The 16,824-nt window shown below is 62.1% G+C and carries 4 protein-coding genes and 1 pseudogene; 4 read left to right on the top strand and 1 reads right to left on the bottom strand.

Going from position 1 to position 16,824, the window contains the following annotated elements:
* Window positions 1-396: 396 nt before the first annotated feature.
* Window positions 397-932, top strand: a pseudogene (locus AC3IX1_RS09615) (type I secretion system permease/ATPase); the annotation flags it as partial.
* 222 nt (window positions 933-1,154) lie between these two features.
* Here the strand turns inward: AC3IX1_RS09615 and AC3IX1_RS09610 are convergent.
* The gene (locus AC3IX1_RS09610) at window positions 1,155-11,594 is read right to left on the bottom strand and encodes a peroxidase family protein (protein WP_489387975.1); all 10,440 of its coding nucleotides are present in this window, start codon (window positions 11,592-11,594) and stop codon (window positions 1,155-1,157) included.
* Between the two features lie 674 nt (window positions 11,595-12,268).
* Between AC3IX1_RS09610 and AC3IX1_RS09605 the strand changes: the two genes are divergently transcribed.
* The 3 genes from AC3IX1_RS09605 to AC3IX1_RS09595 are packed head-to-tail and all read left to right on the top strand — an operon-like array spanning window position 12,269 to window position 16,682.
* Window positions 12,269-14,005, top strand: a complete 1,737-nt coding sequence (locus AC3IX1_RS09605; protein WP_489387974.1) for a type I secretion system permease/ATPase — start codon at window positions 12,269-12,271, stop codon at window positions 14,003-14,005.
* A gap of 6 nt (window positions 14,006-14,011) precedes the next feature.
* Complete coding sequence (locus AC3IX1_RS09600) at window positions 14,012-15,352, top strand: HlyD family type I secretion periplasmic adaptor subunit (RefSeq protein ID WP_489387973.1); 1,341 nt, start codon at window positions 14,012-14,014, stop codon at window positions 15,350-15,352.
* Between the two features lies 1 nt (window position 15,353).
* Window positions 15,354-16,682: a TolC family outer membrane protein gene (locus AC3IX1_RS09595; protein WP_489387972.1), complete on the top strand. Its 1,329-nt coding sequence runs from the start codon at window positions 15,354-15,356 to the stop codon at window positions 16,680-16,682.
* Window positions 16,683-16,824: the final 142 nt, after the last annotated feature.

Raw genomic sequence — 16,824 nt, 5'->3', positions numbered from 1 at the left:
CATGATTCGGCTCCTCTCAGGAAAATCACCGCGCCTTGCACTGCCAAAGCGCTGGCAGGCTTCAGGCGGGCGGGCCCCCCGATAACTAAGACTAAAGTTCCATAACAAATCTTTGTCAATATTACGTCGTTAAAACAGACGATCGGTGGTAGGTATCCCAAGTAGCTGTTTTTAAAAGACATATAGAATGCAGTGTGTTGGTATAGAGCGAAATGTTATTTCGGACTGTTTAACCGCCACCTACGCTGCTGCATAAGGGAGCAACGCAGCGATTTCGCAAGACTCGCCATCCATAGAGCGACCAGCCTGCGTGTCCGTAAGCTGTTTAAGGAACTACATTTATCGTCAGCTGTTGCGCCATAAGGGCAACCGGCTTTTCGAAGTGGGAGGACCAACATGCCCAAGCAGTCGAGCATCCGTTCCGAACTGGCCGACGCGCTCTTTTGCCTGCGCCGCAGTTTTTACTCGCTGGCAGGGTTCAGCGGTGTCATAAACGTCATGATGTTGACGCCAGCTATTTATATGCTGCAGGTCTACGATCGAGCCCTGGTCAGTCGCAACTCACGACGCTGGCGATGTTGACGGTCCTGGTGGTAGGTCTGTTCCTGCTGATGTCCACGCTGGAAATGGTCCGCACCCGCGTGCTGATCCGGGTCGGCAACTGCCTCGACATGGACCTCAACCGACGCATTTTCACCGCGGCATTCGAGCGCAACCTGAGCCGCGCCGGAGGTAATCCGGCCCAGGCCTTGCAAGACCTCGCCCAGGTCCGTCAGTTCGTCACCGGCAACTCCCTGTTCGCTTTCTTCGATGCACCGTGGACGCCGATCTACCTGCTGGTCGCCTAACTGATCCACCCACTGCTGGGGCTGCTCACACTGATCGGTTCGCTGATTCTGGTGGCCTGGCTTATCTCACTGAAAAGAGAACGAACTCGCAGGGAAGGAAAAATAGAAGAACGTCTCCGAATTATGCGAGAGCAGCTCGCAACGTCATGATCATCGCTATCGCTGCAAAACCCTGGTCGATTCAGCCCTCCCTGAATTCCCACACCGAATGCATTCATGAGGCAATTGAGTGGAAAGAGAAAGGGAGGGCATCCATTGCCCTCCCTTCTTCTGTTCAGCTCTCTTGCGACAGTACTGACCAGGACCTCAAGTGGCCAGATTGAAGTCCCCCTGCTCAACGGTCGCACTGCTGACACCAACAAGGCGGATGGTGTCAGCTCCGATCCCAACCACCGTGTCTGCCCCGTCAGCCGTTATGCTCACATTGGCAGCGAACGTAGCGCTGGTGATCCCCAGCCCCGTGATATCGAGCACGTCCTGCCCTAAGGTCGGATTGGCTTCGAAGCCGAAGATTTGATCGTTGCCGAAACCCGCGACAGCAAACACGAACGTATCGTTGCCGGCGATGCCGCCACTCATCGCGTCGTTACCGCCACCGCCGGTGAGGACGTCGTTACCTGCACCACCCACGATAAAGTTGCCGAGCGCGTTGCCGGTGCCCGCGAAGTTGCCGCTGCCACCGAAAAACAGACTCTCGACGTTGTCAGCCAGGGTGTAACTCGCGAGCGAGGTCCACACCGCGTCGCCGCCGGCACCGGCCAGCTCGCTCACCACGTCCCCAAGGTCGGTGACTTCGTAGACATCGTTGCCAGCACCGCCGGCCATCGTGTCGGCACCGCCACCGCCGAGGAGTGCGTCATTACCCGCACCGCCCACGATAAAGTTGCCGAGCGCGTTGCCGATGCCCATGAAGTTGCCGCTGCCGCCGAAAAACAGACTCTCGACGTTATCAGCCAGGGTGTAGCTCGCGAGCGAGGTCCACACCGCATCGCCGCCGGCACCGGCGAGCTCCCTCACCACGTCCCCAAGGTCGGTGACTTCGTAGACATCGTTGCCAGCACCGCCGGCCATCGTGTCGGCACCGCCACCGCCGATGAGGGCGTCATCACCCGCACCGCCCACGATAAAGTTGCCGAGCGCGTTGCCGATGCCCACGAAGTTGCCGCTGCCGCCGAAAAACAGACTCTCGACGTTATCAGCCAGGGTGTAGCTCGCGAGCGAGGTCCACACCGCGTCGCCGCCGGCACCGGCGAGCTCGCTCACCACGTCCCCAACGTCGGTGACTTCGTAGACATCGTTGCCAGCACCGCCGGCCATTGTGTCGGCACCGCCACCGCCGATGAGGGCGTCATCACCCGCACCGCCCACGATAAAGTTGCCGAGCGCGTTGCCGATGCCCACGAAGTTGCCGCTGCCGCCGAAAAACAGACTCTCGACGTTATCAGCCAGGGTGTAGCTCGCGAGCGAGGTCCACACCGTGTCGCCGCCGGCACCGGCGAGCTCGGTCACCACGTCCCCAAGGTCGGTGACTTCATAGATATCGTTGCCAGCACCGCCGGCCATCGTGTCGGCACCGCTACCGCCGATGAGGGCGTCATCACCCTCGTCACCATTGAGGAGGTCGTTGCCGCCCAAGCCATTCAGGATGTCGTCGCCAGCACCTCCGCTGGCCACGTCGTCGCCTGCCGTGCCGGTCCATATGTCGGCACCGGCGGTACCGACAAACAGATCGCCGACCACAGTCGTTGGCGCGGAGAAGACCTGCTCCAGCGTGCCGAGGCTATCGGTGAAACTCGCGACAACGCGAAGGCTCAATCCGACCTGCGCCTGGGTCGGCGTGAAGGTCGAGCCCGTCGCTCCGGCAATGTCCGTGAAGGACACGCCGATACCCCCTACTTGCCAACGATGCGTGACCACCCCAACTCCGTTGGCGTCGGTGAACGCATCCGTGAAGGTCAAGGCCGAGCCTTCCGTCGGGGTCGTATCGCTGATCAGCACAGTGCCAACCGGTAGGACGTTGACAGGGCTGCCGCCGAGCGGCGCAGTTGGCGCGGTCGGCGCCGAGAATATGCTTTCCAGCACACCGTGGCCGTCCTGATAGACGGCCCTGACGCGCAGCAGCAGTCCCTCCTCAGCCGCGGTCACCGTGAAGGTCGGACCGGTCGCGGTTCCTAGTCCGCCTCCGAGCGCAATACCGATATCGTCGAAGATACCGGTGCCCGGGTTTGTTTCGACCTGCCATACGAAGGCGATGGGACCGGTGATCGCACCGCCTGCAGTGACATTGTCCGCATCGCTGACGATGTCGGCCAACACCGTCAACACTTGGCCAACGGCCGGCGTGCTATCGCTGATCCTCAGCAAGCCCACCGGCTCGGCGTTCAAGCCATCGACGAGAACCAGCGACTGATCGGCGAACTGCAGCCGCTCGATATTGCTGAGCCTGTCAGTACCGTCCCGACCGACGACGCTGTCGGCCACGGTGGTCGTGCCGTCGACGTTCTCGATGACGGTGTAGTCAGCCAGAAGGCCGTTGTACTGGGCCGTGTCGAAGGAATGGCCAGGGTTAAGGGGATCAGGCGCATCCGTCAGGATCTCACGGACGGCGACGAGTTGGCCGGGGTTGTAAGTGCCGTTGAGCATGAGCGGCACCAACGGGACCATGCTGTCGAACGTTGCGATCTCCGGACCTGTGCCATCAATGTTCTGCCGCACGCTGATACGTACGTTGAGCCACTTGTCACCGTCGATCAGGTCATCGCCACCATCACCTTCGATGATGTCGCTGCCGCCGCCGCCGAGGACGATGTTGCCGGCGCCGAACTGATCGTCTGCCGTGCCCACAATGCCGTCCGGGCCGGCTGCTGCGGTGCCGACGAACGAGCGCAGGCCGCTGATCAGGTCGAAGTTGGTGAGCACGCTGCCCTGAGCACCGGCAGCCGCGATCACGGTAGCATCGGCTTCATTGCCACGCAGGATGTCACTGAAGTGCGATCCCGACAGACCTTCCACCTGACGGAACCGAGCCACGGTTGCGCCCAACTCCGGCAGTGGCGGCGCGATAGCGATGTCGGCGAGGCCCAGGTCGACGGACACGCCGAACGGGTCGTCCTTGAAGCCGGCCCAGTCGTAACCGGAACCGCCCAGGTAGCGGTCGCCCGCACCGCCGTTGCCGTACATGATATCGTCGCCACCTTCGGCCATGAATCTGTCGGGCCCGCCGGTGCCGATGAAGATGTCGTTACCGCGTATCAGGTCGAGCCCGTTCGGGTCGAAATTATCGCCGGGAGCACCATCGGAGGTTCCCCTCTCGATCCAGTCGTCGCCTTCGTTACCCATCAGTTGTTCGTCGGCGAGACTGCCCGTGATGAAGTCGTCGCCCGCGCCGCCGAAGACCTCCGAGGAGTCCTCACCGGTGACGATGAAGTCCTTGCCGAAGCCGCCGAGGTTCAGATTCACGCCGTTGCCACTGTGGATGACGTCGTTGCCGTCGCCGCCATGAATGGTGTCGTCGCCCCCCATGTCCATGATGATGTCGTCGCCGTCGCCCCCGACCATGAAGTCGTTGCCGTAGCCACCCTCGAGGCGGTCATTGCCACCGTCGCCATAGAGCGTGTCGTCGCCGTCGCCAGAGACGAGAATGTCATTGACGGCCGAGCCACCGAGCACCACATGGTCTTCGCCGGTGTACTGCAGGTAGTTGGTATCAGGGCCGACCGTCGCGGGGTTGTCCCGAATAACCAGCGGCGTGAGGAGGATGCCGCCGACAGGGTCGGCATTGCCCGGCAGGTTGTCGGCGGCCTCATTGACTGGCGTCAATGGATTGTCGACCAGTATGCCATCCGGCCCGGCAATCACACTCGCGTTGAACTGCCTGGTCCGGTCGACCTCCAGGGTAAAGGCCGGAGTCAAGAACATGACGGCTGGGAGGTGGGTCGCATCGGTGTTGGCCATCACCAGTCTCGCGAACGAGTTGTTCTCCAACTCGGTGACGAAGTTAAGCCCCGCGTTGCGTTCCAGGTAGTAGAAGCGGTCGGCGTTCTGCAGCTTCTCCATCTGGTTCTCGAACACGAAGTTGAAGGTCGAGCCGAGCATGCCGCCAAACGGCATTTTTTCCTCGGCGAGGCCGCCGATCCAGAGGTCGATGTTGTCCAGACCGGTAATGGTGACGCCGGTCGGGCCACTCGCCCAGGTGCCGGTGCTATTGAGGAAGTCCAGCCGGTCCGCCGGCTCGCCGGCACCGCCCAACACCAGGAGCGAGGCCGCGGCGCGCTTCCCGTCGAGCGTGGTGGCGCTGGTAATGGAGGCGTGCGTGCCATAGGCGGCGATGAAGTTGATCAGCGATTCCGGGTGCTTCAGGTGTTGCACCAAATCGGCCCAGCTGATGTAGGGCTTCAGGTTGCTGTCGCCGGTCGCGGTGTAGAACTCACGACGCGCCTCGTTCAAGGTCGGAAGCCCGGTATCACGCCCGCGCGCGATGTTGATGGCGGGCAGGTCGAGCGGCAGGCCCAGCAAGTTGTTGCGCACCGCTTCGGTGACGAACTCATCGATCTCGTTGCCGACCTGGCGCGTCAAGCCGCGGACGATGGCACCGGCCGCCTGCTCCGGGGTCGGGCCGCTGGCCGCAAACGCCAGCGGATTGAGGAAGGCCTGAATCAAGCCGATCTCGCTCGAGGCGAAGTTGGGGTCCAGCCGGTCGATGGTCTCGACCAGCATCGAGTGGCCGAGGCGGTAGACCGCGTGCGCGAACTCGGCGACGATCGCCGGGTCGATCTCGGTTTGATAATTTTGGTGTTCGCCAAGGAAGGGATCGATGTTCGGCTGAATGGTACGCGCGAACTCTTCGAACACCAGGTGCTGGTACTGCATCTCGGTACCGAATCTCGCCGCCTGGAACAGGCGCTCTCCGTTCCATTGCAGGGCAGCGATCTCAGCCGCGGTTGTTGGCAACACCAACAATTGGGCATCAGGCATCAGCCACTGGTTCAGGAAGTTGACATCGTTGGAGGCGATGGCCACATCCTTGGTGTGCTGGACCAGACGGTTGTGCTCCGAGTGGAAAATCGCGTGGACGGTGGTCAGGCCGATGTTCTCGTTGACCCGGCCGTCGCCGGCGATGTAGTGCGCGTCAAGCAGTTCGTTGTCGTAGGTGCCTGCGGCCACCGGTCCGCCGGCAACGAGGTCGGCATCGGCCGTCAGTGGCGCACCGGTCTGGCTGTCCACCGGAACGGCGTTGTGGGCGATATCGATGAGGAACTGGTGGCCGGTGCGCACGGCATTGACCAGGCTGATCGGCGCAGCAGGATTACCCTCGACGAGAACATCATCGGCGGTATCAGCAATACCATCCGCGCCCCTCATCATGACCATCGGGAAGCCGTTCGGGCCCTTGATGAAATTGCCGTAGGCGTCGGTGGCGAGCAGCGGCACGTTGTCGAAGTCGGCATCGGTAAGATTAATGCCAAGCAGATCGCGCGCCTGCGCCTTCACCACTTTCCAGGTGGCCATCCCACCGATTTCGACGTCGTCCGCAGTGCCGAACAGGCCATCGGCGCCCAGGTCACGATTGGTGATCAGCTTGCCGGTCGCCACCGGGTCGCCGGTGGCATTGAACTCGTAGGCGCGCAGGAACACCTGGTGCGAAGGGTGCGAGGTATAGGTCTGGTTCTGGTCGACGAATGGCGTGGTGGTGTTTGAAGCCTCGTGGATGTCGTCGGCGGTGCCAAGGATGCCATCGGGCCCGGGCAGGTTGGTGGCCCGCGTCAACACCATGAAGTTGGTCGGGCTGCCCGCAACGAACAGCGGATCGTCCGGCTGCAGCGGAATGAACACCGTGCCGCTGCCGCCCTTGGTCACCAGATCGAGGCCATGGTCGAAGAACTGACCGAAGAAGGTCATCCACGGGTTGAACGGTGCGGACAGGCCCGCGTCCGGTGACTCGTTAGGCATGAAAAAGGTCTGGAACGTCGTGCCGTCGGTACGGGTTCCAGTAACGACCTGCGCACCGTCCTTCAAGACATCGTCAACCGTGCCGAGGATGCCATCCGGACCGGGATCGAACGTGGCCGCGACCGCTGCCGGGTTGTTGGCGGTGTTGTCGGCGATCAGATTGCTGATGGTGCGAGGCTGCGAGTCGGTCACCAGGCCGCTGGTCTGGGCGTAAGAGGTGCCCGCCTCCGCCGTATCGAACTGCGCCGGAACCAGTCGCGGGAAGACCGTGTCGGATGCACCGAACTCGTTCTGACCCGCCACCAGGTTGTTGAACGACCCGTCGACCGTGCGCATGCCCAAAGGCAACCGTGCATTCGGCAGCAGGCTGAGGAGATCCTCACCGGCTGCATTCCTTTCCGAGATCAGAATCTGGTCGAGAATGAACTGCAGATCGGACCGGATATAGTGCACACCGTTGCTGGCGACCGGAGTCTCGACCGGCAGCGGGGCTGCCGCTGGCGGAGCAACGCCGGCTACGACCGCTGCGGTTGGAGCAGAGAACGCAGTCTCAAGCACACCATTTTGATCCTTGTAGACGGCCCTGACGCGCAATTCCAGCCCGGCGAGATCCGGGGTAACCCTGAAGGTCGGCCCGGTTATGTGCGCCAATGCTGCGCCCCCGTCCGCAAGACGGGTGATGTCCTGAAAGACGCCCGTACCCGGGACTGCTTCAAACTGCCAGTAGAAGGCGATCGGTCCGGTGATGGCACCGCCGGCGTTGTCGGCATCGGTCACGCCGGCAGCCGACACCCTCAGCAACTGACCCGTGGTCGGCGTAGCGTCCGGGGTGTTGCTGGCAGCGTCGAGGATGGCCAGCAAGCCCAGCGGGTCGTTGTTGAGCCCGACCCCGCCTGGCAGGGTGAGCGACTGATCGTTGAACTGCAGCCGCTCGATATTGGTCAGGCGGTCGGTGCCGTCGCGCCCGACGACGCTGTCGGCCACGGTGGTCACGCCGCCCACAGTGGTGACGGTATAGTCGAGCCGGTTGCCAGTGAACAAGGCCGTGTCAAAGGCGGGGGCCTCCGTCAGGATCTCGCGGACGATGACCAACTGACCGGGGTTGAAGGTACCATCGAGCATGAACGGGATCATGGGCTCCATGCTGTCGAAGGTGGCAATCTCCGGCCCAGTTCCGTCAAGGTTCTGGCGCACGCTGATGCGCACATTCAGCCACATGTCGCCGTCGACCAGGTCGTCACCGCCGCGGCCTTCGATGATGTCGCTGGCACCACCGCCGAGGAGGATGTTGCCCGCGCCGAACTGATCGTCTGCCGTGCCCAGGATACCGTCCGGGCCAGCTGCAGCCGCGCCAAGAAACGCCCGCAGACCGTTGACGAGGTCAATGTTGGTGAGCACGCTGCCCGGGACACCGGCAGTGGCGATCGTGGCCGCGTCGGCATCATCGCCGGTCAGCATGTCGCTGAACGCCGACCCCGACAGACCTTCCACCTCGGGGAACTTGGTATGCACGCCTGCAACCGAAGGCGACAGGGGCGATTGTTCGAAGGCGATGCGGCTCATGTCCACAGTCACGCCGTAAGGGTCATTCTTGTAGGTGGCCCAGTCGAAACCGGACATGCCCAACATCTTGTCCGGACCCTCACTGCCGATGAAGATGTCATCGCCGCCTTCACCGATCATTTCATCGAAGCCGCCGTCACCGCTGAAGACGTCGTTGCCGCCGGTCAACTCTGCCAGCAAAGCCAGTGGCAGGTTACCGGCGAAATTGTCGCCGGGGGAGCCGTCCTGGGTCCCGACCTCGATCCAGTCGTCGCCATCGCCGCCCATCATTTGTAGGTTCAGCCGGCTGCCGAGCATGAAGTCATCGCCGGCGCCGCCGAAGACCTCCGTAAAGTCCTCGCCGGTGACGATGAAATCGTTGCCGGCGCCGCCGAGGATGATATTGGTGCCGTTGCCGCCGTGGATGACGTCGTTGCCGGCCTCTCCGTGGATGACGTCGTCGCCGCCCATGTCGGTGATGATGTCATCGCCATCGCCACCCTCGATCTCGTCATTGCCGTAGCCGCCTTCGAGGCGGTCATTGCCGGCGTCGCCCCAGAGCGTGTCGTCGCCGTCGCCAGAGACGAGAATGTCATTGCCGGCGGTGCCGCCGAGCACGACATGGTCTTCGCCGGTGTACTGCAGGTAGTTGGTATCGGGCCCGACCGTCGCGGGGTTGTCGCGGATGACCAGCGGCGTGATCTCGACGCCGTTGATCATGGTGCCGCCAGTAGGATCGGCACGGCCATCGACGCCGAGCCCCGTGTGCTGCAGGGTCGGATTGACCTCAAGCGTCCAGGTCGGGGTCGAGAACATGAGGGCCGGGAGATGGGTCGCGTCGGTGTTGAGCATCACCATCTTGGCGAACGAGTTGTTCTCGAGCTCGCTCAGGAAGTTGAGTCCCTGGGTGCGGTGCAGGTAGTAGAGCCGGTCGCCGTTCTGCAGATTCTCAAGCTGCTCCTCGAAGACGAAGTTGAAAGTCGAGCCGAGCATGCCGCCGAACGGCATTTTTTCCTCGGCCAAACCGCCGATCCAGAAGTCGATGGCATCAACCCCGGTAATGGTTGCCCCATTTGCCAGGTTGGCATAGACGCCGGTGCTGTTGAGGAAGTCCAGGCGATCCGCCGGCTCACCGACGCCGCCCAACACCAGGAGGGTGGCCGCTGCGCGTTTCGCGTCGAGCGTGGTGGCGCTGGTAATGGAGGCGTGCGTGCCGTAGGCGGCGATGAAGTTGATCAGCGATTCCGGGGGCTTCAGGTGTTGCACCAAATCGACCCAGCTGGTGTAGGGCTTCAGCTGGCTGTCGCCGGTGCCGGCGTAGAACTCACGACGCGCCGCGTTCAAGGACGGGATGCCGGTATCGCGGCCGCGCGCGATGTTGAGGGCGGGCAGGTCGAGCGGCAGGCCCAGCAAGTTGTTGCGCACCGCTTCGGTGACGAACTCATCGATCTCGTTGCCGACCTGGCGCGTCAAGCCGCGGACGATGGCGCCGGCCGCCTGCTCCGGAGTCGGGCCACTGGTCGCAAACGCCAGCGGGTTGAGGAAGGCCTGGATCAGGCCGATCTCGCTGGAGACGAAGTTGGGGTCCAGCCGATCGATGGTCTCGACCAGCATCGAGTGGCCGAAGCGAAAGACCGTGTGCGCGAACTCGGCGACGATCGACGGATTGATTGTGTCATCGAAGTCAAGGAAGGCATCGACCTGCGGTTGAATGGTGCGCGCGAACTCTTCGAACACCAGGTGCTGATACTGCATCTCGGTGCCGAATTTCGCCGCCTGGAACAGGCGCTCACCGTTCCAGTTCAAGGTCGACAGATCAGCAGGAACAGACGCGACGGGCGTCAGCAGCCACTGGTTCAGGAATGTCAGGTCGCCGGCGGCCGCTGAGGCCAGGACCGTGTCCTTGGTCTGCTGGACCAGCCGGTTGTGCTCCGAGTGGAAGATGGAGTGGACGGTGGTCAGGCCGATGTTCTCGTTGACCCGGCCGTCGCCGGCGATGTAGTGCGCGTCGAGCAGCTCGTTGTCGTAGAAGCCTGCGGCCACGGGGCCGCCGGTAACGAGGTCGGCATCGGCCGTCAGTGGCGCACCGGTCTGGCTGTCCACCGGGCTGGCATTGTGCGCGATGTCGATGAGGAACTGGTGACCGGTGCGGATCGCCAGCGATGCGTCGATCGGCGCCAGCGGATTGCCCTCGACCAAGCCGGTCGTGGTCACGATCTGCGCAAAGCCGTTCGCCCCCCGAATGAAGTTGCCGTAGGCGTCGGTCGCCAACAGCGGCAGGTCGAGGACGTCGAGATCGTCGAGATCGATGCCAAGCATGTCGCGCGCCTGCGCCTTCACCACTTTCCAGGTGGCCATGCCGCCGATTTCGACGTCGTCGGCAGTGCCGAACAGGCCATCGGCGCCCAGGTCACGATTGGTGATCAGCTTGCCGGTCGCCACCGGCTTGCCGGCGGCATCGAGTTCATAGGCACGCAGGAACACCTGGTGCGAGGGATGCGAGCTGTAGGTCTGGTTCTGATCGACGAATGGCGTGGTGGTGTTTGAAGCCTCGTGGATGTCGTCGGCGGTGCCAAGGATGCCATCGGGCCCGGGCAGGTTGGTGGCCCGCGTCAACACCATGAAGTTGGTCGGGCTGCCCGGGACGAACAGCGGGTCGTCCGGCTGCAGCGGGATGAACACCGTGCCGCTGCCGCCCTTGGTCACCAGATCGAGGCCATGGTCGAAGAACTGACCGAAGAAGGTCATCCAGGTGTTGAACGGCGCAGACAGGCCCGCGTCCGGCGACTGGTTAGGAATGAAAAAGGTCTGGAAAGTCGTGCCGTCGGTACGGGTTCCAGTAACGACCTGCGCACCGGCCTTCAAGACATCGTCAACCGTGCCGAGGATGCCATCCAGACCGGGATCGAACGTGGCCGCGACCGCCGCCGGGTTATTGGCGGTATTGTCGACGATCAGGTTGCTGATGGTGCGTGGCTGCGAGTCGATCACCAGGCCGCTGGTCTGGGTGTAAGAGGTGCCCGCCTCAGCCGGGCGGAAGACTGGAGTGGTCATGCGCGGGAAAATGTTGTCGGCTGCGCCGAACTCGCTCTGACCGAGTCTCAGGTTGTTAAACGTCCCGTCGACCGTGCGCAGACCGAAAGCAAATTCCGGGTTCGGTATCAGGCTGGCGAGCGACTGGCCGGCAGTATCCGCTTCCGCGATGAAAATCTGCTGGAGAATGAACTCCAGGTCCGACTTGTTGAAATTGGCCATTTTGGATTGCCCTCGATCTGTCTGGGTAAAGGCACGGGACGAGAGAATCCGCCCGCGCCCAGTCAAGTGCTGGCTTGCGCAGTTTGTTAGTCATGTTTTTTTGCGAGAGCTCAGGCGTTACCCGGGACTCGGGATACGCGCCTGGAATTCGCGATATGAATTGCTCGCCGGTCGATCAGGCAGAGCGGAGACGAGCCCTGGGCGGGCCATGGAATCTGGAAGTGAAGGCGAACGTCCTGGACAGCCCCATCCCTCTGCAAAAGCACGAAATGAGCGACATGGCTCTGCTCCTCTCGGGAGAATCACCGCGCCTTGCGTTGCCAAAGCGTTGGTAAGCTTCAGGCGGGCGGCCCCCCCCGATAACTAAGACTAAAGTTCCATAGCATATCTTTGTCAATATTACGTCGATAAAACAGACGATTGGTTGTAGGCATCCCAAGTAGCTGTTTTTAAAAGACATATAGAAAGTTGTGTGTTGGTATAGAGCGAAATGTTATTTCGGACTGTTTAACCGCCACCTACGCTGCTGCATAAGGGAGCAACGCAGCGATTTCGGAAGACTCGCCATCCATAGAGCGACCAGCCTGCGTGTCCGTAAGCTGTTTAAGGAACTACATTTATCGTCAGCTGTTGCGCCATAAGGGCAACCGGCTTTTCGAAGTGGGAGGACCAACATGCCCAAGCAGTCGAGCATCCGTTCCGAACTGGCCGACGCGCTCTTTCGCCTGCGCCGCAGTTTTTATTCGCTGGCAGCGTTCAGCGGTGTCATAAACGTCATGATGTTGACGCCAGCTATTTATATGTTGCAGGTCTACGATCGAGCCCTGGTCAGTCGCAACGTCACGACGCTGGCGATGTTGACGGTCTTGGTGGTTGGCCTGTTCCTGCTGATGTCCACGCTGGAAATGGTCCGCACCCGCGTACTGATCCGGGTCGGCAACTGCCTCGACATGGACCTCAACCGACGCATTTTCACCGCTGCTTTCGAGCGCAACCTGAACCGCGCCGGAGGCAACCCGGCCCAGGCCTTGCAAGACCTCGCCCAGGTCCGTCAGTTCGTCACCGGCAACGCCCTGTTCGCCTTCTTCGATGCACCGTGGACGCCGATCTACTTGCTGGTCGCCTATCTGATTCACCCGATACTCGGACTGATCACGCTGATCGGCTCGCTGATTCTGGTGGCCCTGGCCTGGCTCACCGAGAAGGCGACGCAGAAGCCGCTGGCCGAAGCCAATCAGGCCGCCCTGTCTTCCTCCCTTTACGCCAACAACAACCTGCGCAACGCCGAGGTCATAGAGGCCATGGGCATGCTGCCGTCGATCAGCAAGCGCTGGTTCCAAAGCCATTTGCGCATCCTGGAAATGCAGACCCTGGCCTCCGATCGCGCCGCCTTGATCAGCAGCACCGGGCGCTTCGTGCGGATCACTTTGCAGTCGGTGATCCTCGGCGCCGGTGCGCTGCTGGCGATTGAAGGCAAGATCACCCCGGGGATGATGATTGCCTGCTCGATCCTCACCGGCCGCGCACTGGGTCCGGTGGAACAGGTCATCGCGTCGTGGAAGCAATTGCTCGGCTGCCGCTCGGCCTGGGGCCGGCTCAACGAGATGCTGCAAGACTTTCCCCGCCGGCCACCGAGCATGTCGCTGCAACGGCCAATGGGCATGCTGGCGGTGGAGAATGTGTATGCCGGTGCCCCCGGTACCAACAACACGATTCTGCGCGGCGTGAGCTTCAGCCTTGTCCCCGGCGAAAGCCTTGGCATTATCGGTCCGTCCGCTTCGGGCAAATCCACCCTCGCCCGCCTGCTGGTTGGCGTCTGGCCGGCGCAGGCCGGCAAGGTTCGCCTGGACGGCGCGGACATATTCAACTGGAACAAGGGCGAACTTGGCCCCTGGCTCGGCTACCTGCCACAGGACGTGGAGCTGTTCGAGGGCACCATCGCCGACAACATCGCGCGCTTTGGCGAAGTGGACAGCGAAGCGGTCATCTGCGCCGCCAAGATCACTGGCGTGCACGAGATGATCCTGCGTTTTCCACAGGGTTATGACACCCGACTGGGCACCGATGGCAGCCCGCTTTCCGGCGGCCAGAAGCAGCGCATCGCCTTGGCCCGCGCGTTGTATGGCGAGCCCAATCTGATCGTGCTGGACGAGCCGAACGCCAACCTCGACGACGTCGGCGAAAAGGCCTTGGTCGATGCCCTGGCCGAACTCAAGGACCGTGGCGCCACCGTCATTCTGATTTCTCACCGTCCCAACGTACTCTGTGCCGTCGATAAGGTGCTGATGTTGCGCGACGGCGGCGTGCAGATGCTCGGCACGCGCGATGAAGTATTCGCAGCGCTGCGCAAGGCCAGTGTGATTCCTGCAGGCGCGTCGACTCCGCTGGCCTCCGTCAAAGCACGGGAGTGACCGATCATGCAAATGAGCCAACATACCGAGATGATTACAGCCGACTCCAGGAGCGTGGTAGACCTGGACGTCGGTAAACCTGCGCGGTGGGGCGTGTGGCTGGTGCTCGCCGGCTTCGGCGGCTTCCTCCTGTGGTCCTGGCTGGCACCGCTGGATGCCGGCGTGGTAGCGACAGGCACGGTCAAGGTCACCAGCAATCGCAAAGCCGTACAGCATCTGAGCGGCGGTACCGTGGAGGCCATTCTCGTTCGCGAAGGCGATCTGGTGACAAAAGGCCAGGAGGTGGTCCGCCTCGACTCATTGCGTGCCGCTGCCGAACAGGGGGCGGTCAGCGCCCAGTACATTGTCAGCAAGACGGTGGAAAACCGTCTGGAAGCGGAACGTGACGGCCACGACGTGGTGAACTTCGATCCCGAGTTGCTCAAGCGCTTCAAGGACGACCATCGCCTGGACGCCGCCATGGACCTGCAACAGCGCCTGCTCGACACCCGGCGCGCCGGTCTCGCCGGCGAAATCAGCATCCTGCAGGAGAACCTGGCGGCATCGGCGGTGCAACTCAAGGGCCTGCAACTAGTCTATGGTGCCCGCGCCTCGCAGATCAGCTTCCTCAACCAGGAACTGCAAGGCACACGCGTACTGGCGGCCGAAGGCTATGTACCACGCAACCGCCTGCTTGAACTGGAGCGCAGCAATGCCGACCTCTCCGCCGGCCAGGCAGAGAACCTCAACAACATCGCCCGCGTGCGTAGCCAGACCACCGAAATCAAGCTGCGCATCCTGCAGCGCCAGCACGATTACCTGAAGGAAGTCGAATCGCAACTGACTGACACCGCCAAGGAAAACACCACCCTGGCCGACCGCTTGCGCGCGCTCGACTACGAAGTGACCCACACGGTGATTCGGTCGCCGATCGATGGCATGGTCCAGGCCCTGAGCATCGCCACTGTCGGCGGGATCATCCAGCCCGGCTTCAAGATCATGGAAATCGTTCCGCTCAACGAACCGTTGCAGGTCGACGCGATGATTCCCGTGCAGGCCATCGACAAGATGGTCCCGGGCCTGCCCGTGGACATTTCCTTCCCGGCCTTCAACCATGCCCAGACGCCAAACATCCCCGGCCGTGTGATGACCATTTCCGCCGACCGCCTGATGGACGAGGAAAGCAAGCAGCCGTTCTATCTGGCCCAGGTGGAAGTCACCCCCGATGGCATGAGCCTGCTTGGCACCAATCACATTCGCCCCGGAATGCCCGCCAGCGTCACCATCAAGACCGGCGAACGCAATATGTTGAGCTATCTTCTTAAACCAATGCTCGAACGTGTGGACAGCTCATTCAAGGAACAATGAAATGGACCGTCATTGCCTGCTCTTCTGCCTGATGGGGTTGACCTTGCCGGCCGACGCCATGGACCTCAAGCAAGCCTGGGACCTGTTGCAGTTCCAGGGCCCCATCTACCAGGCCGCCGTGCATGAAAAAAAGGCCGGCGGGGAAAACCGCGCCATCGGCACGGCCGGCCTGCTACCGCAGATCAACGCCTCGGCCTATGACAACAAGGTCAATGGCACACAACGCCAGAGCGGTATCGAAAGGGATCTCGACTACGACTCCAAGGGCGCAAACGTGCGCCTGCGCCAGCCGCTGTTCAACAAACAGAAAATGGCCGAATACCGCCAGGGTCAGCAGCGTGCCGACTACAGCGTCGCGGTGTTCGATGCCAAGAGCCAGGACGCCGCGGTACGCCTGTCCGAAAGCTATTTCGACGTGCTGCTGGCCAGCGAAACCATCACCCTGGCCAAGTCCAAGCTGACCGCCTTTGAGGAACAGCTTGCCTCGGCGAAACGGCGCATGGAGTTGGGGGCCGGCACCGTCACCGACATCGACGAGTCGGCCGCTCGCCGCGACCTCGCCGAAGCCGAGCTGATCGAAGCGCAGGACAATCTGGTCAACGCACGCCGCAAGCTCGAGGAATATATCGGTGAAACCCCCGAATCACTGACCACCTTGCGTCCGAGCTTCGATACACCACCACTGATACCGAGCAACCTGCAGGACTGGCTGGTCAAAGCCCAGACCGATAGCCCGCTGATCCATGCGCGCCGTTATAGCCGCGACCTCGCCGAAGAAGAAGTGAATCGCGCCAAAGCCGGCCACTGGCCAACACTGGACTTCGTTGCCGGCTACACCGCGGGTGAGAGCCAATCACTCTCCGAGCTGAATCAACGCAACCGCTACGGTTCGATCGGACTGGAAGTCAATTTCCCGCTGTTCAGCGGTGGCGGCGTCAGCGCGCTGACACGCCAGGCCAGTGCCAATAGCGACAAGGCCTCGGATGAACTGGACGCCGCACGACAGGAAGTCATCACCGGAACCACCCGCGAGTATCAAGGCATCCTGAGTGGCGCCAAACGCATTCGCGCGCTGGAGAAGGCCGTAGCGTCCAACGAACGCTCACTGGCATCGTCACGCAAGGGCTTCAAGGAAGGCGGTACCAGCACCAACTCGGACGTCCTCAATGCCGAAGAACTGCTCTTCGTTGCGCGCCACGACCTGTTCGATGCCAAGTTGCGCTATTTGATGTCACGCCTGCGCCTGGCTTCCTCGGTGGGCAGCCTGGGCGACGACGACATTGACCAGATCAACAACTACCTCGGCCCGGAACTGCTGGTCACCAACTGACGCTCACTTGCCGGCCGGTCGCGCAAAATCATGGCTGACCGGCGCCCCTCCTCCCATGATCCCCACCCAGCCATTCATTGCCGTGTCTGAGCGCAGAAAGGCTGCCGCCAGCGAAATACACAGTCAACGCTGAAGTTTGCCC

This window comes from Pseudomonas sp. KH_046_2, assembly GCF_057838985.1.
This window is presented reverse-complemented; position numbering and strand designations above follow the sequence as displayed.